This is a genomic window from Methylocapsa polymorpha (assembly GCF_045689225.1).
GTDB classification, from domain to species: Bacteria; Pseudomonadota; Alphaproteobacteria; order Rhizobiales; family Beijerinckiaceae; genus Methylocapsa; species Methylocapsa polymorpha.
The window spans coordinates 1,835,001-1,859,566 of record NZ_CP136862.1; the positions used below are offsets into that span (position 1 = coordinate 1,835,001).

At 61.2% G+C, this 24,566-nt stretch carries 23 protein-coding genes and 1 pseudogene (1 of these 24 only partly in view); 4 read left to right on the forward strand and 20 right to left on the reverse strand.

The features are described from left to right. The 12 genes from RZS28_RS08410 to RZS28_RS08465 all read right to left on the reverse strand — a co-directional run. Positions 1 to 1,699, reverse strand: partial view of a glycosyltransferase family 2 protein gene (locus RZS28_RS08410; protein ID WP_407340858.1) — the 5' portion only. Its footprint begins 167 nt before the window's first position; the window shows 1,699 of its 1,866 coding nt (coding positions 1-1,699); its start codon is at positions 1,697 to 1,699; the stop codon falls past the left edge of the window. Positions 1,700 to 2,761: 1,062 nt separating this feature from the next. Then, the gene (locus tag RZS28_RS08415; protein ID WP_407340859.1) at positions 2,762 to 3,526 is read right to left on the reverse strand and encodes a tRNA (guanine(46)-N(7))-methyltransferase TrmB; all 765 of its coding nucleotides are present in this window, start codon (positions 3,524 to 3,526) and stop codon (positions 2,762 to 2,764) included. A gap of 105 nt (positions 3,527 to 3,631) precedes the next feature. Next, positions 3,632 to 4,828 carry a methionine adenosyltransferase gene (gene metK, locus RZS28_RS08420; protein WP_407340860.1) on the reverse strand — a complete coding sequence of 399 codons (1,197 nt, stop codon included), beginning with the start codon at positions 4,826 to 4,828 and terminating at the stop codon, positions 3,632 to 3,634. Between the two features lie 184 nt (positions 4,829 to 5,012). After that, on the reverse strand, positions 5,013 to 5,480 hold the full coding sequence (locus RZS28_RS08425; protein ID WP_407341080.1) for a helix-turn-helix domain-containing protein: 468 nt from the start codon (positions 5,478 to 5,480) through the stop codon (positions 5,013 to 5,015). Positions 5,481 to 5,688: 208 nt separating this feature from the next. After that, on the reverse strand, positions 5,689 to 7,407 hold the full coding sequence (gene lnt, locus RZS28_RS08430) for an apolipoprotein N-acyltransferase (RefSeq protein ID WP_407340861.1): 1,719 nt from the start codon (positions 7,405 to 7,407) through the stop codon (positions 5,689 to 5,691). A gap of 171 nt (positions 7,408 to 7,578) precedes the next feature. Further along, the gene (locus RZS28_RS08435) at positions 7,579 to 8,682 is read right to left on the reverse strand and encodes a hemolysin family protein (RefSeq protein ID WP_407340862.1); all 1,104 of its coding nucleotides are present in this window, start codon (positions 8,680 to 8,682) and stop codon (positions 7,579 to 7,581) included. 5 nt (positions 8,683 to 8,687) lie between these two features. Beyond that, positions 8,688 to 9,176: an rRNA maturation RNase YbeY gene (gene ybeY / locus RZS28_RS08440; protein WP_407340863.1), complete on the reverse strand. Its 489-nt coding sequence runs from the start codon at positions 9,174 to 9,176 to the stop codon at positions 8,688 to 8,690. Beyond that, complete coding sequence (locus tag RZS28_RS08445; RefSeq protein ID WP_407341081.1) at positions 9,173 to 10,195, reverse strand: PhoH family protein; 1,023 nt, start codon at positions 10,193 to 10,195, stop codon at positions 9,173 to 9,175. Before RZS28_RS08445 ends, ybeY begins: the two co-directional genes overlap by 4 nt. A gap of 38 nt (positions 10,196 to 10,233) precedes the next feature. Further along, the gene (miaB, locus tag RZS28_RS08450; RefSeq protein WP_407340864.1) at positions 10,234 to 11,565 is read right to left on the reverse strand and encodes a tRNA (N6-isopentenyl adenosine(37)-C2)-methylthiotransferase MiaB; all 1,332 of its coding nucleotides are present in this window, start codon (positions 11,563 to 11,565) and stop codon (positions 10,234 to 10,236) included. A gap of 210 nt (positions 11,566 to 11,775) precedes the next feature. Beyond that, positions 11,776 to 12,258, reverse strand: coding sequence for a ribosomal protein S18-alanine N-acetyltransferase (rimI, locus tag RZS28_RS08455; protein ID WP_407340865.1), 483 nt, complete (start codon positions 12,256 to 12,258; stop codon positions 11,776 to 11,778). 7 nt (positions 12,259 to 12,265) lie between these two features. Further along, positions 12,266 to 12,955, reverse strand: coding sequence for a tRNA (adenosine(37)-N6)-threonylcarbamoyltransferase complex dimerization subunit type 1 TsaB (tsaB, locus tag RZS28_RS08460; RefSeq protein ID WP_407340866.1), 690 nt, complete (start codon positions 12,953 to 12,955; stop codon positions 12,266 to 12,268). A 112-nt stretch (positions 12,956 to 13,067) separates the two neighbouring features. Next, positions 13,068 to 13,631, reverse strand: a complete 564-nt coding sequence (locus tag RZS28_RS08465; RefSeq protein ID WP_407340867.1) for a NifU family protein — start codon at positions 13,629 to 13,631, stop codon at positions 13,068 to 13,070. 406 nt (positions 13,632 to 14,037) lie between these two features. Between RZS28_RS08465 and RZS28_RS08470 the strand changes: the two genes are divergently transcribed. The 4 genes from RZS28_RS08470 to RZS28_RS08485 all read left to right on the forward strand — a co-directional run bounded on the left by RZS28_RS08470 (position 14,038) and on the right by RZS28_RS08485 (position 17,677). Further along, positions 14,038 to 14,913 carry an RNA polymerase factor sigma-32 gene (locus RZS28_RS08470; protein ID WP_407340868.1) on the forward strand — a complete coding sequence of 292 codons (876 nt, stop codon included), beginning with the start codon at positions 14,038 to 14,040 and terminating at the stop codon, positions 14,911 to 14,913. A gap of 509 nt (positions 14,914 to 15,422) precedes the next feature. Continuing rightward, positions 15,423 to 15,788, forward strand: coding sequence for an SWIB/MDM2 domain-containing protein (locus RZS28_RS08475; RefSeq protein WP_407340869.1), 366 nt, complete (start codon positions 15,423 to 15,425; stop codon positions 15,786 to 15,788). Between the two features lie 181 nt (positions 15,789 to 15,969). Then, positions 15,970 to 16,686 (forward strand): hypothetical protein, encoded by a 717-nt coding sequence (locus tag RZS28_RS08480; RefSeq protein WP_407340870.1) that lies wholly within the window; start codon positions 15,970 to 15,972, stop codon positions 16,684 to 16,686. A gap of 40 nt (positions 16,687 to 16,726) precedes the next feature. Then, positions 16,727 to 17,677 carry an aldo/keto reductase family protein gene (locus RZS28_RS08485; protein ID WP_407340871.1) on the forward strand — a complete coding sequence of 317 codons (951 nt, stop codon included), beginning with the start codon at positions 16,727 to 16,729 and terminating at the stop codon, positions 17,675 to 17,677. A 19-nt stretch (positions 17,678 to 17,696) separates the two neighbouring features. On the opposite strand, the gene RZS28_RS08490 is transcribed toward RZS28_RS08485, so the two are convergent. From RZS28_RS08490 to RZS28_RS08525, 8 genes and pseudogenes are all read right to left on the reverse strand, one after another. Continuing rightward, on the reverse strand, positions 17,697 to 18,026 hold the full coding sequence (locus RZS28_RS08490; protein ID WP_407340872.1) for a hypothetical protein: 330 nt from the start codon (positions 18,024 to 18,026) through the stop codon (positions 17,697 to 17,699). A gap of 67 nt (positions 18,027 to 18,093) precedes the next feature. Continuing rightward, on the reverse strand, positions 18,094 to 18,321 hold the full coding sequence (locus RZS28_RS08495) for a hypothetical protein (protein WP_407340873.1): 228 nt from the start codon (positions 18,319 to 18,321) through the stop codon (positions 18,094 to 18,096). Between the two features lie 188 nt (positions 18,322 to 18,509). Beyond that, the gene (locus tag RZS28_RS08500) at positions 18,510 to 18,785 is read right to left on the reverse strand and encodes a DUF3253 domain-containing protein (protein ID WP_407340874.1); all 276 of its coding nucleotides are present in this window, start codon (positions 18,783 to 18,785) and stop codon (positions 18,510 to 18,512) included. 103 nt (positions 18,786 to 18,888) lie between these two features. Beyond that, positions 18,889 to 19,639, reverse strand: a pseudogene (gene eutC / locus RZS28_RS08505) (ethanolamine ammonia-lyase subunit EutC). Beyond that, complete coding sequence (locus tag RZS28_RS08510) at positions 19,639 to 21,021, reverse strand: ethanolamine ammonia-lyase subunit EutB (RefSeq protein WP_407340875.1); 1,383 nt, start codon at positions 21,019 to 21,021, stop codon at positions 19,639 to 19,641. Before RZS28_RS08510 ends, eutC begins: the two are co-directional and overlap by 1 nt. A 272-nt stretch (positions 21,022 to 21,293) precedes the next feature. Then, entirely contained in the window at positions 21,294 to 22,133 is an 840-nt protein-coding gene (locus RZS28_RS08515; protein ID WP_407340876.1) for a molybdate ABC transporter substrate-binding protein, read from the reverse strand. 222 nt (positions 22,134 to 22,355) lie between these two features. Next, entirely contained in the window at positions 22,356 to 23,198 is an 843-nt protein-coding gene (locus RZS28_RS08520) for a molybdate ABC transporter substrate-binding protein (RefSeq protein WP_407340877.1), read from the reverse strand. A 610-nt stretch (positions 23,199 to 23,808) separates the two neighbouring features. Continuing rightward, the gene (locus tag RZS28_RS08525; protein ID WP_407340878.1) at positions 23,809 to 24,198 is read right to left on the reverse strand and encodes a hypothetical protein; all 390 of its coding nucleotides are present in this window, start codon (positions 24,196 to 24,198) and stop codon (positions 23,809 to 23,811) included. Positions 24,199 to 24,566: the final 368 nt, after the last annotated feature.

Below are 24,566 nucleotides of genomic sequence, written 5' to 3' on the forward strand. Positions count from 1 at the left end.
AGAGCAGCGGCAAAAAAGGCCAAAGCCCTAGAAGCTTTCGGCGCTTCATGCCGAGCAAGGAGAGCCAAAGGACCGAGCCTATCCCGAACAATGCAACCGAGACCCATAGCGTCACCTGGACAAGCGCCAGTCCGGAGGAGGGTTCAGCCGCCAGGCCGATCGTCATGAGCTCATGAATCATGAAGGCGGTCAGGAAGGGCCATAGCGGCGGCGCAATCACCAAACCGGTCATCATGAGAACCAGGGCGGAAGCGTCAGCCGCTCCGATCTCCGCGAGCACGCGGCGAGGATCGCGGCTGAGCGTGATCAGCGTTTGCATCCAGCCCTTGGCCCAACGCCGCCTCTGCGTCAGCCAAGCGATGACGCCGCTCGGCGCTTCCTCCTGCGTGCTGGACGGCAGCGTGCCGGTGCGATAGCCAAAACGCGCGAGACGGAGGCCCAAATCGGCGTCCTCCGTCACATTCCAGGCGTCCCAGCCACAGACCTCACGCAGGACATCGGTGCGGAAATGGTTCGATGAACCTCCGAGAGGGAGCGGAAGGCGAAGCGCGGCGAGCCCCGAATGCAGGACGTCGAACAGCATCGCATATTCGATCGAAAACAGCCGGGTCAGCCAAGAATCCTCGATATTGTCGATCGTTAGCCGCGCCTGCAGACAGGCGAGCCGGCGCGGCGCGCGGAGGAATCGTTCGGCGGCTTCGCGCAGCTGATGCGGCGCGGGCGCGTCTTCAGCGTCGAAAATCGCCATGAATTCGCCGCGCAAGAGCGGCAGGGCGACATTGAGCGCGCGCGGCTTGGTTCGTGGCGCGCCGTCCGGCGCCACAATGATTTCGTAGGCTGGAGGAAGGCGCAACGCCTCGAGCGCCAGGCGCGTCGCCCGGTCATCCTCCTCGATGACGAGCTTGATGTCGAGCTTGCCCCGGGGATAGTCGATCGCTTCGAGCGCGGCGACCAGTTGCGCCGCGACGCGCGCTTCGCGATGGAGCGCAACGACAATTGAATAGGTCGGAAGCTGGCGATCCTCGGTCGGGACCCGACCCAGATTTCGCGCTGCGCCGACGCTTGCTGCGCCGGCGAAAAGGCGAAGCAAGATCGCGGCGAGGAAAAGGAGATTCGCCGCCATCGACAGAAGTATTGAAGCGGACGCAGGGGCCAGGGCGAGAGCAAGGGCCGCGATTCCGATCGCCGCTATGACGAAGCGGAACTGCGCCCGGTTCGGGCCTTCCTTCGCGGAAAAGCTCGCATCGAGACTGGCGAGCCCAAAACTAGCTTCGCGTGCAATCGCCGCCGCCGCATAGGCGCGCACCAGACGCGACAAATGCGTTGGCGTGGTGATCGCGAGGCTCATGCGAGCGAGTTCGCCGCGTCGCGCGCGGTGCAGGAGATCGGCGAGCGCCGCGCCCGGCGGCGCGGCGAGCCAGCGCGGGCCGCTATCTCCGCCAAGCGGAGCGATGCCGGCATGAATCGAATGTGGATAGCGGGCGCTGGCGCCAAGCGCGATCTCTCGATCGATAAAAATGACGCCAAGATGGCGCGCCAAGGATTGATAATAGGAGGTTTCGTCGATGGCGCCGCGGGCGAGCAAGGCGGCCTCGGGGGTGATCCCTTGCGCCCGGGCCTGGGCTTGGGCGGCGACGAGGGCCGCCGGGGCTGCTCCATCCGCCGATAAAAAGCTTAGTTCGATCGGTAGACCGTCCAAATAGCCACGCGTCGAGCCTGCGCGCAGCGCCGGGGTCGAAGCGTGAGGCCGATGTGGGGCCCTCAAAGCATGTTCGGATGCGCCTTGCATGGTCATATTACATTCGCTTCAACACATACGCTCACACAGTTACGAGCTTAACCTATACAACATTTGTAAATAATCAGGCAATTGCATGGCGCCAGGGAACCTAAGTCTACGAAAGAGGTTGTGAAACACCGAGCCGCGGTGAACTCACAAAGACGCAACAACTACTTAGATTTGCATTGGGTTGTTGCAATCAGGAAGCGCAGATGCAGGATGCCGGCGGGTTTCGCGGTCAAGCTTGTAGAGCGCGGGGCGTCAAGGGAAATGGGACCAATTTACCAAGGTCTAGCTAGGATTTGGTAACTTAAAGAAACGTCAAAGCTTGATCATGACGGAAAACAAGCACAAGCTTATCACTTATGTCAGAATTGTGAATAATATGTCTTGATGGTAACTATTTTTGTGTCAGGATAACTCTTAAACGAAAATTCGTTGCTGGGAGGCGGCGCGATGAGTCTTTATATCATTGGAAGCATCCTATTCGGCGTTGTTCTTGCTCAATTTTTTAAATTTTATATCCTCGTGCCGACATCCGCGGTCATCATCGTCCTTGCTCTCGTCGGCCCGTTTCCTGTCGGGCAGAGCCTACTTGGATCGTTTTTCGCCATCGTGATTTTGCTCACAAGTCTCCAGCTCGGCTATTTCTGTGGCCTGATCCTGAGCACGAGTCCGGCCTTGCGCTTTCGCTTCAAGAGAAACTCGTTTAGCAACACCCCTGCCTCATTAACGCCGATGCTTGGCGGACAATCCGTCCGGCGCCGTAGGACTCGGACCCTTTCGCGAGGCCAGGCCAACGCGGATCCTTTAGGCGCGCGCGTGACTCAAGACACAAAAAGGATCGGACCGGCCGGCTGATCGATTGATCGCCTATCGTTGGTTTCCCTCCGGGCTGAAGCGCTGCGAAGCGGTCTGCGGCGCAAGGCGGGGGATGCGCGAGGCGGCTTGGCCTGAGCGAGTTTGGGCGCGCTGAAGGCGTCAGTTACGCCGGAACGTGAGGTAGACGGCTCGGCGCCCAACAAGAAGCGCCTTCGTTTCATATCTTGTTCCGCTCCAGCCCTCCCAGGGGCTTCGCCAGTCTTCGGCGTTTCGCGCCGTCCAAGTGAAATCCGCCGAGCGTAGGACGCGCGTCAATGTCCAGCCCGCGTTATCGTCGATGTCGGTGGCGAAGCGAAGCTCCGCGCCCGGACGCATGACGCGGGCGAGACGCCCCAGCATCTCATCGGACAGGAACCGACGCTTGCGTTGCCTTCGCTTTGGCCAGGGATCCGGATAGAGAAGATAAACCCCGTCGAGCGCGCTCGACGGCAACGCCTCGATTACGGCGCGGGCGTCGCCTTCGTAAAGACGCACGTTGCGCAATTGGCTTTCTTCTATCAGCGTCAAGGCTTTGGCGACGCCGTTCAGAAAGGCTTCGCAGCCGATATAGCCAAAGTCGGGATGCCGGCTCGCTTCGGCGGCGAGATGCTCGCCGGAGCCGAAGCCGATTTCGAGCCAAAGCGCAGCGGGTCTCTCGGGAAAAAGCGCGGCGGCGTCGAGGATAGGCCTTGAGGCGTCAAATGTTGCGCCGGGCAAAGCCGTCCGCAAGAGTTCGGCCTGACGCTCCCGAAGCTTCTTGCCTTTGCGACGGCCAAATAGGCCCGTCGGATGCTCCGGCATGCTTGCTGGATTTTCATGTTGAGGCGGCGCGCCGGGGCCCGCAGCCTCAATGTCCGGTCGATCGGATAGACCTTGTCGCTTCATCTCATGCGCCGAGGCGACTGTTTCGATGTCGCGCCCGAAATCCTTTATTTTCGGACTGTCTTTCGCGAAACCGGCTTCTGCTCGCGAAGGCCTTGCGCCACGTCCTTAAGCGAGATGAGCCTTGAGCTTTTCCCCCAGGTCGGTGTTTTCCCAGGAGAAGCCGCCTTCCGCATCGGGCTTGCGGCCGAAATGCCCATAGGCCGAAGTGCGCGCATAAATCGGCCGATTCAGCTTCAGATGCTCCCTGATGCCGCGCGGCGAAAGACGCATGCTTTGGCCAAGCGCCGTTTCGAGCTTCTCTTCGGCGACCTGATTGGTGCCATGGGTATCGACGTAAATCGAGAGAGGCTCGGCGACGCCGATCGCGTAGGAGAGCTGGATGGTGCAGCGATCGGCGAGACCGGCCGCCACGACATTCTTCGCGAGATAGCGCGCGGCATAGGCCGCCGAACGATCGACCTTGGTCGGGTCCTTGCCGGAAAACGCCCCGCCGCCATGCGGAGCGGCGCCGCCATAGGTGTCGACGATGATCTTGCGGCCGGTCAGGCCGCAATCTCCGTCGGGCCCGCCTATGACGAACTTGCCCGTTGGGTTGACGTGCCAGACCGTTTCTTCGCTGATCCAGCCTTCCGGCAGGGTCGCCTGGATATAGGGCTCCACGATGGCTCGAATGTCCTGGGAGCTTAAATTTTCGTCGAGATGCTGAGTGGACAAGACGATCTGCGTCGCCCCGACCGGCTTGCCGTTCACATATCTGACGGTCACCTGACTTTTGGCGTCGGGGCCGAGCTTGACGGCGTCGCCTTCGCCTGATTTGCGCGCCTTGGTGAGGGTCTCGAGAATTTTATGGGCGTAATAGATCGGCGCCGGCATCAGCTCCGGGGTTTCGCGGCAGGCGTATCCGAACATGATGCCTTGATCGCCCGCGCCCTCGTCCTTGTTGCCGCTGGCGTCAACCCCTTGCGCTATGTCGGCCGATTGGGCGTGAAGGAGCACCTCGACCTTTGCGCGCTGCCAATGAAAGCCTTCCTGCTCGTAGCCGATGCTCTTGACCGCGCCGCGTGCCGCGGCCTCGATGGCGTCGGTCGGGATCGACGGGCCGCGCACCTCGCCGGCGATGATCACGCGGTTGGTCGTCGCCAAAGTTTCGCAGGCGACGCGGATCTGGTAGGGGTCCACCCCGGCCCTTTCGCCTTCGCGGAAAAACAGGTCGACGATCTCGTCTGAAATCCGATCGCAAACCTTGTCGGGATGCCCTTCCGAGACCGACTCACTTGTGAAAAGATAATTCGCGCGAGGCAAGGAATGTCTCCAATGGGCGAGATAAAGATCCGACGGATCGCGGCCGGGAGCCGGCTCTGCTCGCCTAGGGCGAGCTGGCTCCAGCCTGATCACGAGGGGGACGTTTTAACATCCCGTTCGTTTTGTCAAGCTATTTGCCCCGCTGCGTTCGATAGATCGAACGCATGTCATGCGCGAGGTCGGCTTAATCCGAGGCCTCTTCATCCGCTCGGTCGCGCCCGTTCGCCTCTCCATGCGCTTCATCGCCGGCGAGGGCGGTGACGAGGTCGATGATCCGCTTGCGGACCTTGGGATCATGGATCCGCGCGAAGGCCATGTTCAGATGCAAACCTTCGGCGGTCGACAAAAAATCGGCGACATAGCTCGAACCGGAGTCCTCCGCCACGCCTATATGGCCGTTTTCGCTGCCGGGGACCGTTTCAAAGGACGGCGCTCCTTCGAAAAAGAAGGCCGGCGGAACGTCGAGCGTTCGCGAGATCTGCTGCAGCCTGCTTGCGCCGATCCTATTGGCCCCTTTCTCGTATTTCTGAACTTGCTGAAACGTCAACCCCAAGGCTTCGCCCAATTTTTCTTGGCTCATGCCGAGGATGACGCGCCGCATGCGGACTCGGCTCCCGACATGGCGGTCGATCGGATTGGGGACCTTCTTCATCTTGCCCATTGCCAGACTTGGTTCACTCATAGCGAGACATTCTTCAGTCATTGTAAAACTTTCCGCGATGGGTTCCACCAGAGATAGGTGCGAGCGCCTTGCCGCAACTGAACTCGAAATCAAACCCGGTTGCGCCAATTATCCATAGCAATACAGACGAGATTATACGAAAAAACGTATGTGAATAGAAATCACTTATTACGAGTTGTCAAATCGTAAACTTTGCCGCCAGGGCGGCGAGCAGCGCCGCAAACCAGACGGAAAAAGCGCTCGCGAATGGCGCTCGGGCAAAAAGCGGCGGCGCGATCCGTTCCGGAAGGGCGCCGTCCAATACGCCTTCCGCTCCGAGCGCCAATTGGCCGAGAACCCGTCCATAGGGATCGACAATTGCGGAAATTCCGGTGTTCGCCGCGCGGACAAGGGGCAACCCCTCCTCGATTGCGCGCAGCCTCGCCTGCGCGAAATGCTGATATGGGCCGGCGGTCATCCCAAACCACCCGTCATTGGTGACGTTGAGCAAGAGCCCAGGCCGCTCCGCCCCGGCCTGCTCTGGCACGACTTCGCCGGAGAAGATCGCCTCGTAGCAAATGAGCGGCGCAACATCTGGAAGCCCAGGCACCGAGAGGAGCTTTCGTGCCGACCCTGGCTCGAACCCCCCGGGGACATGAACAAAATGATGCAGGCCTAAGCGCTCAAGGATCGATCGCAGAGGTAAATATTCGCCGAAAGGCACAAGATGAACTTTATCATAACTGTCAATAATGCGCCCTCCGCTGGCGATAACCTGCACCGCGTTGAAATATTGCGGCCGGGCGTTATTGGGCGGCGGCCAGTCTGAGAACGCGGGGGTCGCCGATATTCTATCCCCTTGTCTTGCGGCGCCGGTGACGAGAACCGAGCCCAGCGGCAGGAAGGCGCCGATTCGGGCCAGCGCCTGTGGATCGCGTGACAAAATGAAGGGAAAGGCCGATTCAGGCCAGATCAAGACCGTTGCGCCATCCAGTTCAGTATCGTCTGCGCCCTCCGACAAACGCAGATATTGCGAAAGAATCGCGGCCTTGTTCTCCGGCCTGAATCTCTCGTCCTGCAATATGTCGGGCTGCATGATGCGGAGTCGGACCCCGGCGACGACCGCGTGATCGGCTTGCGCCAGCCGCGTCGCGCCATAGACGTAAACCGCTGCGAGGCTCAGCAAGGCCAATAGGACCACGCTGAGCGGAGCCGTCGCCCATCGCCGCAACCGTCCTCGTTGCGCGCTTTCGTTCCGATCGGCTTCCTTGGAGGCGCGTTGGTCGACTAGAACGGCCGGCGCGGAAAATAGGACGATCGCAACCGCCGTGAGTCCATAAAGCCCGATCAGCGAGGCCAATTGCGCGGTAGCGAGATTGTCGCCAAGCGCCATGCCGAATGTGTTCCAGGGAAACCCCGTCAGGACATGCCCGCGCAGCCATTCGGCGAATGTCAGTCCGGCGGCGAAAGCGAAAAGGCGGGCGGGTCCAGGCGACCAAAGGAGGCGCGCAAACATAAATCCAAGCGCCGGGAAAAAGGCCAGAAGGGCGGGAAGACCGAGCACGCCGAGAGGCAGGGCCCAGGCGAATTCGTCGGCGTCGACGAGAAAGGCCGCGCCAAGCCACCAGAGGCCCGCGACGAAGTAACCAAATCCCCACCACCAGCCGATCGCAAAAGCGCGCCGCGCCGCCCGCGGCGGGACAAGGCGCGAGCGGAGCCCTCGGCGGCCGACGACATATTTCTGCTTCATGTCCGCCGAGCCGTCGATCAGCCAGACGGCGACCGTCATCGGGATGACGAGGGCGGGAAAAAAATCGAAAGGGGCCATGGCGAGGGCGCCGACCGCGCCGGCGGCGACGGCGATCAGGCGACGGCGCCAGCCGTCGGCGCGGATGATCGTTGCGGCGAGCGCGCGCATTGAGCCCTTCTCCCGATTGCGTCGATCGCCGCCATAAAGCAGAACTTCAGAGCATTTTCATGATGCCCGACTGAAGAATATGCGGCCGCGCGCCGGCGGGGATGCGGCCGCTCGACAAGGAATTAAATTAGATCAGTAGGTTGACGCAGGAACGCCGAGGCCTTTGGCGGTCTATCCCTCCGGGGAGGTCTCCGCCTTCGCTGGGCGGTCTCGACCCTCAGTTTCGGGGTCGCGATCGATCGCGCTGCCAACGCTGCCGAGGTGGATCTTGATTCGCTTTACTCTGCGCGGGTCGGCGTCGAGCACTTCGAACTCGAGCCCTCCCTCGACGATGATTTCGCCGCGCACTGGAACATGGCCGGCGAGCGTGGTGATCAATCCGCCCAAAGTGTCGACTTCCTCCGCGTCGCTGATCGCGGTCAGGTCGGCGTCGATCGCGTTGGAGACGTCTTCGAGGCTGGCGCGGGCGTCGACGACGAAGCCGCCGCCGGCCGCGGCGTCGATCTTGGGGCTTTCGTCGAGATCATGTTCGTCCTCGATATCGCCGACGATGGTCTCGACAATGTCCTCGATTGTCGCGAGGCCTTCCGTGCCGCCATATTCGTCTATGACGAGCGCCATATGCGTCCGCGTCGCCTGCATCTTCAGGAGAAGGTCGAGGGCCGGCATGGAGGGCGGAACAAAGAGGACAGGGCGAAGAATATTCGCCTGCGACAGCGGGATGTCCAGCTTGCCGAAATTTTCAAGCCAGGCCGCGGAGCGGCTTTGCAATTCGCTCGGCGCGGATTTCGGCGGCGCGGCGTCGGGCTCCGTGTAGTCTGCTTGGGAGTCTGCTCGGGGCTCCGGCGCGGGCGGGACCTCCGCCGCCGCCGCGAAATAGGCTACGAAGTCGCGGATATGCACCATGCCGCGCGGATCGTCGAGCGTGTCGCCATGCACCGGCAGGCGGGAATGGCCGGCGGCGCGAAATGTCGAAAGCACGTCGAAGAGATTCGTATCCAGCGAGACGGCGATGATGTCGGCGCGTGGAACCATGACGTCCTCCACCCTGAACTCATGCAGGGTGAGGACGTTTTTCAGCATTGCGCGTTCTTGCGGCGAAAAATCCGCATCCGTCGACGTGTCCGCGAGCGCATCCTGGATGTCGTCGCGGATCGAGGCGCCGCCGAGGCCGAACAAGGCGCGCAATCGTTCGAACAGGCCAGGGCTCGCGCCGACGGTCAGCCTGTCTGTTCCGCTGTCGCTCGCGGAGAGCATGTCGCGTTCGGTCGTCATGATCGTCAATTCGCGACCTGCGCCGGAGCGTCCCGATAGGGGTCGCCTATCCCGAGCCTCGCGAGAATGTCGCGTTCGAGCGCCTCCATCTCCTCCGCCTCGGCGTCCTCGATGTGATCATAGCCGATGAGATGCAAGAAACCGTGCGCCAGAAGATGGGCGACATGATCGCGCAACGGCTTCCCGGCCTCAAGGGCTTCCTTCTCGGCGGTTTCGAAGGCGATCACAATGTCTCCGAGGATAGGCGTCCGGCTTGGATCGCCGCCGGAGGGGAAAGAAAGAACGTTGGTCGGCTTGTCGACGCTGCGCCATTTGCGGTTGAGCTCGGCGATGAAGGCGTCGTCGCAAAGAACAATGCTGACCTCCGCCCCGTCGGCGAGCTTGACGCCGCTTTGCGCGATCGCCGCGCCAATAGCATCCTCCGCGAGGCGAGACGGCGCCTCGAGAGAGGTCCAGCCGTCGGCTTCGATCGCGAGGTCTATCACGGGGCTCATTTTCGCGCTTTCTCGTTTCCGCCGCCCGCCCGCCGGGCCGCGGATTCATAGGCGCCAACGATCCGGCGGACGAGATCGTGCCGGACGACATCGGTTTCCCGAAATACGACATGGCCTATGCCTTCGAGGCCAGCGAGAAGCTCGATCGCCTCGCTCAGGCCCGATTTCTGGCCGGGCGGAAGGTCGGTCTGCGTCGGATCGCCGGTCACGATCATGCGCGATCCTTCGCCGAGGCGGGTCAAGAACATTTTCATCTGCATCGTGGTGGCGTTCTGCGCCTCGTCGAGCAGAATGCAGGCATGGCTCAAGGTTCGCCCGCGCATGAAGGCGAGGGGAGCGACCTCGATCATTCCGGTCTGCATCCCCCGTTCCAACATGCGGGCGTCCATGAAATCGGCCAGGGCGTCGAAGATCGGGCGTAGATAAGGATCGACCTTGTCGCGCATGTCGCCTGGCAGGAAGCCGAGCCTCTCGCCGGCCTCGACCGCCGGCCGCGACAAGATCAGCCGTTCGACGGCCCCTTGCTCGAGAAGGAGAACGGCGTAGCCGACGGCGAGCCAGGTCTTGCCGGTGCCCGCCGGGCCTTCGGCGAAAACGAGCTCGTGGCGTTTCAGCGCGCGCAGGTAAAGGTCTTGCGCGGCGTTGCGGGCGCGCACGGCGCCGCTGCGGCGGGTGCCTATCTGTTCGAAGACGACCCGTCCGACCTCCGCGTCATTGGGGAAAAGCGACCCCTGCAAGGCGCCTTCCTGGATTGCGCCGTCGACGTCGCCAAGACTCACCGACTGGCCGAGTTGGACGCGCGCATGGAGATTTTCGAGGACGCTGCGCGCGTGCTCGCAGGCTTCAGGAGGGCCCTTGATGGTCACGAGGTTGCCATTGGCGTTGGCGATCACGCCGAGCCTGCGCTCCAGCTTCGCGAGGTTTTGATCATATTGCCCGAAGACCAGGGAGGCGTAGCGATTGTCCTCGAAGACCAGATTGATCTCGGTGGTCTCGGCCTCGCCGGCGAGGCGCTTGATTTCGGGGCGGGCGAGCTGGCTGGAGCGGTCGGATGGTTTCAAATCGGCGCCCCTCGCGCGGCGTGGCCCGGCGTTAATCGTCCAAACAGCGAGTTCGCGCCCGCCGCGACGATCTGGACCGGCAATATTTCGCCGATGCGATCGGTTTCGCCATCGACCTGAACGGCTTGGAGATAGGGCGATTTTCCGGCGATCTGCCCGGCGTGGCGGCCAGGCTTTTCGAACAGGACGTCCACCGTGCGGCCGACCATGCCGCGATTGAACGCTTGGCGTTGCCGCTCGAGCAGCGCCTGGAGCCGCGAGAGCCGCGCCGATTTCACGCTCTCCTCGACCTGATCTTTCAGGTCGGCGCCGGGCGTGCCAGGCCGCGGCGAATATTTGAACGAAAACGCGCTGGCGAAGCCGATTCGCTCGATCAGATCGAGCGTCGCCTCGAAATCTTGCTCGCTCTCTCCGGGAAAGCCGACGATGAAATCGGACGAAAGCGCGATGTCGGACCGGGCTTGGCGGATCTCGGCGACGAGATCGACATAATCGGCGCTTTTGTGCTTGCGGTTCATCGCGGCGAGGATCCTGTCCGAGCCCGATTGAACCGGGAGATGCAGGAAGGGCATGAGCGAAGCCTGATCGCGATGCGCGGCGATGAGATCGGCGGTCATGTCGCCCGGATGGCTTGTCGTGTAGCGGACGCGGGCGATGCCTGGCGCCTCCGCAATCCTTGCGCAAAGCTCCGCCAGCGAAGCCGAGCCGCCGGCGCCGTCCGCGCCATGGTAGGCGTTGACGTTCTGGCCAAGCAGCGTCACCTCGCGCACGCCGGCGGCGGCGAGCACCGCGACCTCCGCGAGGATGTCGCCGACCGGCCGCGAGCTCTCGGCCCCGCGTGTATAAGGCACCACGCAGAAGCTGCAGAACTTGTCGCAGCCCTCCTGCACAGTGACGAAGGCGCTGACCCCGCGCTTGCGGATTTGCTGCGGCGTCGGGGCGACGAGAAAATCGAACTTGTCTTCGGCCGGAAAATCGGTCTCGACAAGTCCGCGCTCGGTTTCTGCGCGGCGCAGCAGCTCCGGCAGGCGATGGTAGCTTTGCGGGCCGACGACGATGTCGACGGCTTTCTGGCGGCGGAAAATCTCGCCGCCTTCGGCCTGCGCCACGCAGCCGGCGACGATGATCCTGGTGTCTCGCCCGGCCTTGGCCCGCGCGGCCTTGAGGGCGCGCAGCTTGCCCAATTCCGAAAAGATCTTTTCGGCGGCGCGTTCGCGAATATGACAGGTGTTCAAGACCACGAGGTCGGCGTCTTCGACCTGCGCCGTATCGGCATAGCCCTCTGGCGCGAGAAGATCCGCCATGCGTTGCGCGTCGTAGACATTCATCTGACAGCCAAAGGACTGTATGAAAAGCCTGCGCCGTGGCGATTTTTCCGCGCAATGCTCGGGTTCGGCGGAGAGGCTTCGCCCAGCATGCAAATTGTCTATAACCGACATCTTCCCCGCGATCTTCGAGGCTCTGAGCCTCTCACGCTTATTCTAAAGCCTTGTGACGTTCGAGAAAACAGGCAAACAGGCGGCCTGCGATCCTATCCCTTACGCCATGTCGAGCCGCATGACGAGAGCCGTCGCCTGCCTGGCGTCGGCGCTGCGGTAATAAGCTTTGCGCTCGGCGACCTGGCGAAATCCGAAGCTGGCGTAAAGCCCGCGCGCCGCGTGATTCTCCTCGTCGACCTCCAGAAAGACCCGGCTAATTCCCTTGGCGGCGAGGCCCGCCAGATGCGAGCCGAGAAGGTTTCTGCCAATGCCGTTGCGCCGCCATGCCGGCTCGACGGCGAGCGTCAGGATCTCGGCCTCGTCCAAGGCGCAACGCGACAAGACGAAACCCGCAAGCTTTGATTCGCTGGCCTCGACGGCGCCCCCGGCGTAGGTCTCCGGCGCAGCCAGGAGCTGCTCGAAATCCGCTTCCCCCCAGGGATAGGCGAAGCTCGATGCGTGCAGGGTTGCGCATTCGGCGCTTCGCTCGGCGCCGATATGTCGGGTTGAGGTCGCGGGCGTTTTGGCGAACAGGCTGAACATGTCTCGCTCATGGCGCAGGCGGTGGGCTCTGCGCCGCATCCTGCGGCTTGGCGTCCGGCGCTTTCAGATAAAGCGGCCGCGGCGGCGCCAGGCTCGGATCGGCGAGAAGCCCAAGTTTAGCGACAAAGGCAATATCGGGGACGGCGAACTCGCCGACGACCTCGACATTCATCCCCAAAGCGGCGGCCTCGATCGCGAGCAATGGCGCGCCCGGACCCGCGAGCCTTATGGGACCTTCGCCAAGCGAACGGGCCGCTTCGTGGACCGGCGCGAGCCGGGGCGCGAGAATCGCCCGTCCGTCAGGCCCGAAGGCGGCGAAGAAAACATTGCCGTGGCGGGCGTCGATGGCGACGCCGACGAGGCCCGGCTTCTCGTCCAGGATCAAGGGCGCGGCCAGCGCCGCGAGGGTGGAGACGCCGACGACGGGAATCTCGCAGGCGATCCCGATCGCCCGGGCGGCGGCGATGCCGACGCGCAAACCGGTGAACGATCCGGGTCCGACCGTGACCGCGACCCGGTCAAGCCCCGCGAAGCCTCCTTCGACGCGCGCCATGACCCGGTCGATCAAAGGCAAAAGCGCTTCGGCATGGCCGCGCTCCATCGCGATGGTCTCGAGCGCTTCGACGGCCTCGGCCTCATCGTCGAGAACGCAGGCGGAAACCGCCGGAAGCGCGGTATCGATCGCAAGGATTTTCATGCGCGCGCTATTTCATGCCCTTTCACGCCCCGTCTATGAATATTTGCGATTCGCACGCCCAATGCGGCTGCGCCCGGGCGGACCATCTGCGTTTCACCTGAAAAATGCGCGATCAAATCTGTTCGACCGCGCGCACGTCGGGCACGTAATGCTTGAGCAAATTCTGAATCCCGTGCCGCAGCGTTGCGGAAGAAGAAGGACAGCCGGAACACGACCCTTTCATGGCGAGAAAGACGGTCCCGTCGCGGAAGCCGCGAAATTTAATGTCGCCTCCGTCATTGGCCACGGCCGGGCGGACATGAGTTTCGATGAGCTTCTTGATCGTTGCGACCGTATCGGCGTCGTTTGGCGCGAAGAACTCGTCGCCGTCCCCTGCCGGCGCAACGCCCGCTTCGTCGTTGAGCAGAGGCTCGCCCGACAGAAAATGCTCCATGATCGCGCCAAGCACGGCGGGCTTGATCTCCTGCCAGTCGCCGTCGGATTTGGTGACGGAGATGAAGTCGGAGCCAAAAAACACGCCGGACACGCGTTCAAGAGAGAAAAGCGCCTGTGCGAGCGGCGATTGCTTGGCGCCTTCGGGGCTTCGGATGTCGAGCGTCCCGAGGGTCATGACGGGGCGGCCGGGGAGAAATTTCAACGTGGCGGGATTAGGCGTGGCTTCGGTTTGAATGAACATGGAACTCTCCCAAGCGTCCGGTTCAAGGCCGGAGCTGGATGCAGCGGATCGGAATCCTTCTAAAATATGATCGAGACTGCGCCAATGAGCAAGCGTCAACGTGGAAATACGCAAGTTCCGTGCAAGCCAGTCCGGTTTCACCCTTCGCGGGCAGGCGATCGGGCGGGCCGCGTCTTTGTGACGCTTTTGCTGGACGCCTGAGCGGAACCCGCTGCGCCGGGCGATCGTTTAGCAGGGGCGCCCCGTCGGCCGAGGCGATGATTCGGAGGGCCGAAGAGGCGGCGATGCGGGCGACGCCGCCGGCCTCTGGCGAGTGTGATCGGCGCGCTGCGGACCCGCCTGGATGCTGGCTTATGGCCGAGCCAGCGCTAGATGCGGCGGCCGGCGATTCGATGGATGAGGGATCATGGCGCAAGTTCCCGGCATTGGGCGGCAACTCGCAGCGGCGGCGATGGCGGCGCCTTTTCTCGGACCCGAGGAAGAACGCGCGCTCGCCTTGCGCTGGAAAAATCAGCGCGACGAAAAAGCCATGCACGAGCTCACGCGCGCTCATATGCGGCTGGTCATCGCCCTGGCGGTGCGCTTCCGGCATTATGGCCTTTCGGTCCCGGACCTCATCCAAGAGGGTCATGTCGGGCTCATGGAGGCGGCGGCGCGTTTCGAGCCGGATCGCGAGGTTCGCTTTTCCACCTATGCGACTTGGTGGATCCGCGCTTCCATGCAGGACTACATCCTGCACAATTGGTCGATCGTTCGCGGCGGGACGAGCTCGGCGCAAAAGGCGCTTTTCTTCAATTTCCGTCGAATCCGCGCCAAGCTTATGCGCGGCGGCGATGAGCTTGGCAATATGGAGCTCTTCACTCAAATCGCTCTGGCGCTCGGGGTCGCGCGGTCGGACGTCGAGACGATGGACGCGCGATTGTCGGCACCGGATGTCTCGCTGAATGCGCCGATCGGCGAGACCGACAGCGCGGGGCCGACCGAGCGTGTCGAGTTTCTGGTCGACGACAAGCCTCTGCCGGACGAGGCGGCCGGCGTCGCAATCGACACTAACCGGCGCATCGATTGGCTGAACGATGCGCTGACGAGTCTCTCCGAGCGGGAACGAAGAATTCTCCAAGAGCGGCGGCTCGTCGATGAAGCCGCAACGCTCGAAGCTTTGGGGGACCGCCTTGGAATCTCGAAGGAGCGGGTGCGCCAGATCGAGAGCAGGGCCCTGGAAAAGCTGCGCCAGGCGCTGAACAAGCGCCATATGGAAAGCGCCGCCGAAGCCATGATCTGATCGGCGGCGCTTTCTCGTCGGGCCGCCGCCCGGTTTGAGCCCGAAAGCTCAGTTTTCCCCAATGAGTTTTTGATCTTTCTGACCTCCCGCCAGCGTTTTCCAACGCGTGCGGGAGCGAGCTTGGCGCGCGATTGGCGCAGGAGTTGGGGGATCTGCTCCGCGCTTTGCGGAAAAATATATTTAAATCAATAATTTAATTGAGCGCTTCGAGCCAAACTGACTGAATTTGGCCCGTGAGTCCGGTTAAATTCCAGGTAAGAACCCAGATGATATGCTCCCCGAACCGGGGCGCGGCGCCCATAGGCGGCGCCCGGACGGCGAGAGTTTGGCGACCGAAACCCGCCTTGTTGCGGGCGGTTGGCTCGACAAAGTTCCTCTCCTTCGCTTGACGGGGCGCGATGGTTGGGGTTCCGTCATGTCAAGCGCGTTCGAGAAATGAGTCGGAAGCAGCGTCGCCGACGCGCTCTTGCGCTAAAATCACCGACAAAATGATTATGGAGGCAGACGGGATGACGAGTTCAAGCAAAAAGCCTCAGGCCGCGCCGACCAAACGCGCTGCCGCCGCAGCCCCTGCCGCTGCAAAAGCGTCGGCCAAAGCCGCGCCGGCGAAAGACGCGAAAAAGGCGAAGCCGGCGACCAGCGCTTTCACCAAGCCGTTGCAGCCTTCCAAGGAGCTCGCCGCGGTGGTCGGGTCGGAGCCCTTGCCGCGCACCGAGGTGGTGAGCAAGGTTTGGGAGTATATCAAGAAGCACAAGCTGCAAAACGAGGCGAACAAGCGCGAGATCCTGGCCGACGCCAAGCTGAGCGCGGTGTTCGGCAAGGACAAGGTGACAATGTTCGAGATGAACAAGTTCCTCGCCCAGCATCTGAAATAGGAAAGCGGCCGAGGGCGGCGCGGCGGGCCGCTGCGCCGTGAACGCTAGCCTTGTGCGAGGCGTCAATCGGGGCCTCGGGGTCGTCGGACAAATGCTGGCGCGTGCCCCGGCGCGCCGTTTCGAGCTGGCCGGTGTTTGCAAGCGGGCGCGCGGCCGGCGGCGGGCGATAGGAGCGTGTCAGGTGGCTGACAGCGGCGGCGATTCGGCGCGGCGGGGCTCTGCTTTGAAAAAGCGGGCCTTGCACGAGTTCCGACGATTCCTCGCGATGTTCCTCTACCTTTGGGTCTTGTTCGCGATATTCGACCTGTATCGGACCATCATCCTCACCGAGAACCATGTGAATTATCGGGCCCAGGGCTTTGCGGCCGTCAACGCGTTGATGCTGGCGAAAGTCATGCTGTTGGCCGAAGGCCTGAAACTCGGGCGGCGGTTCAAGGATGGCAGATTGATTGTCTCTATCCTCTACCAAGCCTTTACCTTCACGATTCTATTCATCGTGTTTCATGTCCTCGAGAAAGGAATCGTTGGCGCCTTCGAGGGAAAGACGATAGCCCAAAGCCTTCCCGCCCTCGGCGCGGAAGGCCTCGAAGTGATCTTCGCGGCCGGCGCGGTCATATTCGTGGCCTTGATTCCCTTCTTCGCCTTCAAGGACGTCGCCCGCGCAATCGGCGAAGATAAGATGAAGGCTCTTATGTTCAGCCGAGGCCTAGACCGCTCTCGGCCGCCGATTGTGCGCGCCTCGGAGGAGGCCCCGCCTGTAGACGTTTTGGCGCTGTTTTCGAGCATGTCCGCGCCCGCCACCGCCGTCATAAGCGACCGTGAGGCGGCCACGCGCGTCGTGATCGCGTCCCCCGCAAGCGCGGAGCGCTCCAATCTGCAATGCGGCGGGGCGGCATAGGGCGTGCATTGGCTTGGCCTTCTTGCAGAGGAGCTCAGTCTTGAAATATCGGCAGCTCGGCGACAGCGATCTTCAGGTCTCGACCATCTCCCTCGGCTCTTGGCTGACCTATTCCGGCGGCGTCGAAAAGGCCCAGGCGATCGCCTGCGTCCGCAAGGCTCTCGATCTCGGAATCAATCTCATCGACACCGCGAATGTCTATGGCCGCGGCGCGGCTGAGACGCTGCTTGGCGAGGCGCTCGAAGGCGTCGATCGCGCCTCCTATATTCTCGCGACCAAAGTCTATGGCGCGATGAGCGACACTGATAAGGGCCTGTCGCGCGCGCAGATCTTCAAGCAGATCGACGCCTCGTTGCAGCGGCTCAAGACCGATTACGTCGATCTCTATCAATGCCATCGCTATGACGAGAATACGCCGCTCGTCGAGACGATGGAGGCGCTGACCGAAGTCGTGAAGCAGGGCAAGGCGCGCTATATTGGCTTCAGCGAATGGCCGCTCGATAAGATTGAACTGGCGGCCGAGCTCGAAGACGTTGCGCCTTTTGTTTCCAGCCAGCCGCAATATTCATTGCTTTGGCCCTATCCGCAGACTGGCCTCATCCAGCGCTGCGCCGAATTGGGGATCACCCAGATCGTCTGGTCGCCGCTGGCGCAGGGCGTGCTCACCGGCAAATACAAGCCCGGCGCGCCATTGCCGGAGGACTCGCGGGCGAGCGACGCCTCCATGGGCTCGATGGTCCCAAAGCGTTGGCTGGAGGCGCCCCTGCTCGAGGCGGTGCAGAAGGTGAAGCGCCTGGCGGAGGAAGAAGCGGGCGTGAGCCTGGCGCAATTCGCCCTCGCCTGGGTTTTGCGCAATGAAAACGTCTCCTCCGCCATTATCGGCGCGAGCCGGCCCGAGCAGGTCGCGGAAAACGCCGCCGCCGCTGAGCTTCGCCTAAGCAATGAACTCTTTTACAGGGCCGAAGACATTCTCGCGCCCTTCCGGCAATAGGCGCGGCGGGCTCGCCCCTTCAAATGAAGAACAAGACCCATCCGCTGACTTGAATGCGAATCGGATCGTCGGAATTCTCGTCCGTCAGCCTCACCCGACAGACCAGCACGTTGAAATCGCGCAGGCCGGCGAAGACCTCGAATTGCCCTAGCGGACGCTGTGTGAGCGTATTGCCGCCATCGGTGACGAAAGCGCCGTTGAAGGAGTTCAGGCCAACGACAAAGCCCGAGCCGCGCGGACGATTGACCGTTTGCGTTTGTTCGAGCGGCCGACCGGGCAAAAGGTGATCCGGGCCTCCGGGCTCAAAGAAGTCGAAGAAAAACGGCGCCACCCCGACAATTGAAGCCATCTCGATCCCCTTCGTTCAGGCGTAGCCGCGCCCAGTCGACGCGGGCGACAAGCTTCAGCGGCGTAAATCAGAACAGTCGCGCGAGGAAAATCCCCAGCACGAAAGCTGCGATGACGGACGGTATGGGGTAACGGTGGATAAGTTCCTTGAACTTAGCCAAAGCGGGGTGAAGCCCGCTCGGGAACTCGACGCTGGAAAGACCGGCGCCAAGATCGGGATCTTGTGGCCTTAGAGCGGACATCTCACTCGCCGTCACGCGCTGCGCGCCTTCGTGGGGATTGTGGAACTCCGCCATCCGCCGCTCCTGCCTTGGTTTACCGGGAGCGCATCCTCGACTTCATTAACTGCGCCAGGGCTCCTAGAGCTAAACGCGGAAACGCCCCGAGGGTTCGGATAATATTCGCTACGGGACTTCGTTTCGCCAATTGCGCTCTAACCCGCCGCGGCGCGGGACGCAGTTTGGGTGGGCGCCGGGAGCGCGGCTCAATCGCCGCTGCCGATCCCGAGCCTATAGGGTCCCTTGAACGTGTCGGGATCGGCTGGAACGCCCTTGCGATAGATGACGATCTTGCCTTCCTTGGCGAGCCTTACGGCATTGTCGCGCACAGGCTGAAGATAGCCTTCCCAGGGCGCGCTGCGTCCCCTGCCGCTCACTTCCGCGAAAGCCTTGGCCGCATCGACCGGATCGATCGTGCCGGCGTCTGGAGCATTCTTGCAAAGCTCAAGGATAACATCCGCGAGTTTAGGCGTCGCATCCATCGCTCAAGCGCTCCTGGCCATTTGGGTTCGACGCGCCATGCAAGAGACGTGCTGTGGGCTCCGAAAAAGCGCCGCGCGGTCCGCTGCAGGGCGATCTCTCCAATCAAGAGGACTGATCTTTGTCCGGCGGCGCCAGGGCCAAAGCGTCATCCTCCTTGAGCGCGGCGCCCGTCCGGCCCATCGCGCGGGCCAAAGACATGATGGCGAGAATGCGCCGGCTCGCGTCTTCGAGCGAAAGCCCATCGGGGCGAATGTTCGAGACGCAATTGCGCTCGGCGTCGCGGGTCAAGCCGGGCTTGGGATCATAGGTGATATAGGCCCCGAGACTATCGCAGGCGGAGAGGCCCGGTCGTTCGCCGATGAGCGCGACGACCATGCGTGCGCCCAGTCTCGCCGCGATCTCGTCGCCCAAGGCGACCCGCGCCTGCAGAGCTACGACCGGCGGCGCAAAGGTGAAATTCCGCGCCGCCAGCAGCATTCGGCAAAGTTTCGCCGCCTGCCCTTGCGTGGCCGCCGCCGAAAGCCCGTCAGAGATGACGACCGCCGCATCGTAGGCGCCTTGAGGCAGCAAGGAAGCCAAGTCGGCGGCGAGCGTGCGGCCGAGATCCGGCCTTTGCAGAAAAGTCGCGCGATCCCTCGCTTTGCTTTGCACGAGAATGGGGCTCAATTCGGCGAGCGTGGCGATGAGTGCGGCATGGTCGAGCGGCGCATGAACCGCGTCGCGGGCGCGGGCGTGCGCCAGCCTCGAATTCCAGCGCGCGATGCGTCGGCAGCCCGTCGCCGGTGCGACCGAGCGCAATGCGGGCGGGCGTCGTGCGGCGCAGATCCTCCCAAAAGTCGGCGGGCGCCCGCATCACGAAATGGTTCCCAACAGGCGCGCCGCGCCGCTGGTCAAGTTCGGCCGCACGCGCGAATAAGAATCCATGACGCCGAAGGCTTTGAGCCAGGCCTCGAATTCCGGCGCGGGCCGCAAGCCGAGGACGCTACGCACATAGAGCGCGTCATGATAGGACGTCGATTGATAGCCGAGCATGATGTCGTCGGCGCCGGGAACGCCCATGATATAGGAGCAGCCGGCGACGCCGAGCAGCGTCAGAAGATTGTCCATGTCGTCCTGGTCGGCTTCGGCATGATTGGTGTAGCAAACGTCGACGCCCATCGGCAGGCCGAGCAGCTTGCCGCAGAAATGGTCCTCAAGCCCGGCGCGGATGATCTCCTTGCCGTCATAGAGATATTCGGGACCGATGAAGCCGACGACCGTGTTGACGAGCAAAGGCGCATAGCGGCGCGCCACCGCGTAGGCGCGGGCCTCCATCGTCTGCTGATCGACGCCATGATGCGCCTCGGCCGAAAGCGCCGCGCCCTGTCCTGTCTCGAAATACATGAGGTTCGCGCCGGCGGGCGCCCGGTTCAGGGCGCGGACCGCCGCGTGGGCTTCGTCGAGCAACGCGAGATCGATTCCGAATGAGCGGTTGGCGGCTTCCGAGCCCGCGATAGATTGGAACACAAGATCAACCGGCCCACCTTTCCGCATGACTTGCAGAGTGGTCGTGACATGGCACAGCACGCAGGATTGAATCGGGATTTCGAAACGCAGCCGTAGCTCGTCGATCCGTTCGAGCAGCAGGAGGGCCTTTGCGCCGCTATCCGTCGCCGGATTGATCCCGATGCAGGCGTCGCCGCAGCCATACATCAGGCCGTCCAGAATAGAGGCGCCGATCCCGGCGAGATCATCGCTCGGATGATTGGGTTGGATGCGCACCGACAGTCTTCCGGGCAGGCCGATGGTCGTGCGAAAGCGCGTGACGACGGAGATTTTTTTGGCGACGGCGATGAGATCCTGGTTGCGCATGAGCTTTGAGGCCGCCGCCGCCATTTCCGGCGTGACGCCCGGCGCGAGGCCCGCCAGCGTTTCCGTCGTCGCGTCGTCGGACAAGAGAAAATCACGAAACTCGCCGACCGTCATGGCGGCGATGGGCGCGAAGGCGCGGGGATCATGCGCGTCGAGAATGAGCCGCGTGACCTCGTCCTCTTCATAAGGGACGAGCGCCTCATCGAGAAAGCGAGAGAGCGGAACATCGGCGAGCGCCATGCGGGCGGCGACGCGCTCTTCGGCGCTTGCTGCCGCTAGCCCTGCGAGCCGGTCGCCGGCGCGATCGGGCGAGGCCCGCGCCAGAAGCATCCGCAGATCGTCGAAGACGTAACGCGTAGCCCCAATAGCGCAAGCATAGGACATCAGGCTTCCTGACGATCAGGACCGAAGCCTCGAATTTAACGCCAAACTACGCCAAGAAAAAGTTCTTATACCAACAAATATGCCAACAGATTTTGAGGTAGGCCTATGAATGCTTTAACACGCGCAGGCGCTGCCGTTGCCGACGAAGTCGAAAGGGCGGCGTCGCCTGCGGCTACGCCTCGGCCGCCCTAACCACTTGTCCGAGCGCTCTTGTTGAATTGGCGGCAAGTGAGCCATTGGCGTCGAAGCCGACACTGCTGAATACGTGGCCTTTAGGGGAGGATATAGCAGTATTGTTGAATTTTGGCCGTCCCGAGAGAGGTGCCGACGCCCGTCAAGAAGTTAACAAAGTTGGTCAACTCGGTGTTTTGGTCCGTTGTGCGGGTCAGGGCGATCTCAATGCCGTATTGCTTGATTTGATTGTACGGATGTGAAGCGTCGTTGTAAAGATATTCATGATGATAAGTGCCGGAGATATAATGCTCAGAGCCTCCTGTGTATTGACAGATTGCTGATTTGGCGACAAATCCATACGCGTAAGTTCCAGCCTGTACCGCGCTATACGTCGAGTTGATATTCGGCCGTGTAAATACATGGCCGCTCGGGATCGTGGTGATATTCCACGGCGATGAAGCCAATACTTGAGAGGCCGCCAATCCATAAGGCGCTTTGGTCGGATCGGCGATCACAAAATCCGTTGTTAGAGGCGATGGCAAGCCGGCGCTGATATTAACCGTATTCACCGGTCCGGAATAAAGCTCAAGCGAGCCTATGGCGTAAGGAAAGGGGCTGCCAACCACGAAGCTGTTGTAACTGGTATATAAGGCTTGTGGCGCCGCAAAGTCCGCGGATAGAAACAGATCGTATGGACCTGTCGTGCCGCCGGCTATGATGGCGTTTTTCAAATTTGTCGTGGAATCGACGGTTACGGTGAATGTATACCCTGATCCATTGTAATAGTTTTGGAATGACGAGATAATAGCGTTTAGCGTGTTGGAAAAATTGGCCGCCACTCCTATCTTGATATTTGCCGCTGCATAAGCGGATGAACACATGGCCTGTAAGGCTATAGAAGCGCCAAAAATCAGCTTTTTCATCTTACTGCTGAACATGAGACTTTCCTTATTCTTTTAGTGGTGCGCGAATTCTGAGTTTATCCACCTCAAGCCATCGGCTGTGCGTCCGAAAAGACGGCTGGCAATTTATTGTCTGTGTTGCAAACGGTCTGTGGCGAAAGAGGTCGATGTATTGCTGTTACATGTTTTGAGCTTGACTTGCTCAATTGACAGCACGTGAGCAAGGATAACGAAAGCAACCTTGCCAAGGACATGGGCTTAGGGAGTTTTATAGCAGTATTGCTTGATTACGTCCGTCCCGGCAGTGGCGCCCACGCCTGTTAAGAAGTTGACAAAGTTGGTCAGCTCTGTTTCGACGTCCGCCGCGCGGGTGCGGGCAAGCTTAGTGCCAATTAATACAATTGGAAGGTACGGGTGCCTCCAATCATTGTATAGATATTCGTGGTGATAGGTTCCATCAACATAATGTTCAGCGCTTCCGTAGTACTGACAGATTTGTGATTTGGCTACAAATCCATATTGAAAGAACCCGCCGTCAGCTGCGGCAAATGTCGTGCCGACATCGGGCCGTGTTTGAATATAGCCATGGCTTTGTGCATAAAGAGCGCCCGGCGTTGTAGCTAATACTTCGGCGGCTGACAATCCAAAGACATCTTGCGTTGGATCTGGAATCACAAAAGGCTGGGTCAAAGAGGTCGGCAAGCCGGCGCTAATATCCACCAACGTGGAATAAAGCATCAGGGAGTCTTTTGCATATGGAAAGGGATTGCCGACCACAAGGCTATTGTGATTAGCGAACAGATCAAGCGGCGCTAGGCCGTTTGATGACAAAAACAGATCATAGGGAGGCGAGGAGCCGCCGTTTACAATATTTGATTCTAGGTTCGGTGAAGAGTCTATGGTCAAAACGACATTATAAGTAAGATTGCCGTTAACCACGTAATAGTTTTGGAAGGCGCCAACAATATCTGTCAGCGCATTGGCAAAAGTCGGATCCACGCCGATCGAAATTGTGCTTGCGGCATGAGCAGACGAGTAAATCATCGTAAATGCCGCCGCGGACGCGCTGAATATCAGGCGCCTTAACTTAGTTCCTAACATAAGTTATTCCTTCTTGTTACTCGCTCTTGGCCAATTTGTTAGTCTGGCCGTACAAGTTATTAGTGACATCGGAAACAGGCTGAGCGATTTTTCGATCGAAATAGAAAATGCCTTGTACGACATGTAAAGCAGTAACATAGCTGTATTGGCCCAAAAAGCACAAAGAAACGCCTTTTTAAGGCCATATAAATGTATTACCGGACTAAATTTGATGCAGAAATTAAAAAGGCGTCAGCCGATCGTCCATTATCGAGGCACGGCTAAACTCAAGGCGCGGCTAAAGCGGCTCGTCGGCCGAGTTGGATGCAGAGAACCGTTTTCGGTGAGGAGCGCCTAACAAAACCGTGGCGTGAGCGCTCGATTAGCAGATGATTCGCGGCTGCGAGAATGAGGTAAGGCGCGATGGAGGTCGGCATCGCGCTCGTATCGCATCAAGAAACGACGGAATTGGTTGATCCGAGCGACGGTTCGTTCGACGACCCGACGGAGGCGTCCGAGATGTGCGCGCCGCCGTCGATGCCGCCGCGCACGATGCGGGGCATGACGCCTTGGGTCGGCAGGCGTCGCGTCGGCGGCGTGCGAAGTCGAACGAAACCGGCGAGAGACGAATTCAGCGGATGTTTGCGGCGTGGTGACGGGGGTTCTGAAGCTCCGGGCCGAAGCTCGTCCATTCGGCGGCGAAGGCGTCCGAGGATTGATAGAAGGGATTGTCGCAAGCAGGGAAGAATTGGCGACGCGTCAGATCGACGATCTGTCCGTCGAATTGCACGACATAGTGGATCCAGAATTCTTGCGCGCCGGTCTCGCGCCAGCGTTTGTCGGCGTCTGGGGCGTCCGTTTTCAGTCCGGAGCAGCGCAGAACCTGCGCAACATGTCCGTGTGAAAGCAGATCATCGGACAATCTCTGCGAGGCGGCGCGGCATTGATTGTAATAGAGCGTGATCTTGTCGGAATTCGCCTTGATAATAGTGTCGGAGCTGGATTTGAGGATCAGGTCCATGGCGCGCAACCTTCGGTTCAGCTCTGACTTGTCGCGTGGCCTCGACCTAAGGGCCACGCGTGCGAGATCGCGCGCGTCGAAAGGCGGATGACGCCAAAAAGGCGAGCCGCCAGCGCTGCGGGATAAGGCGAAAATAAGATGGGGAGGTCTATCCCGGGCGGCATGATTGCAGTTGTTCCGTTCGATCCGAACGGAAAATGCCGCGGGGATTGGACAAGAATAGTCGCTGGGCGCGCCGCTGTCCAGCGAAGCCAGAGGATTCGTGACAAGTTTGCGATCACGCCATTGCTTTTCGCAGGCCTTTCTTTATAAAGCGCGCTTCCGAACCGACCGGCTGTAGGGCTGCCGTGGCGGTTCGTTCGCTCGTT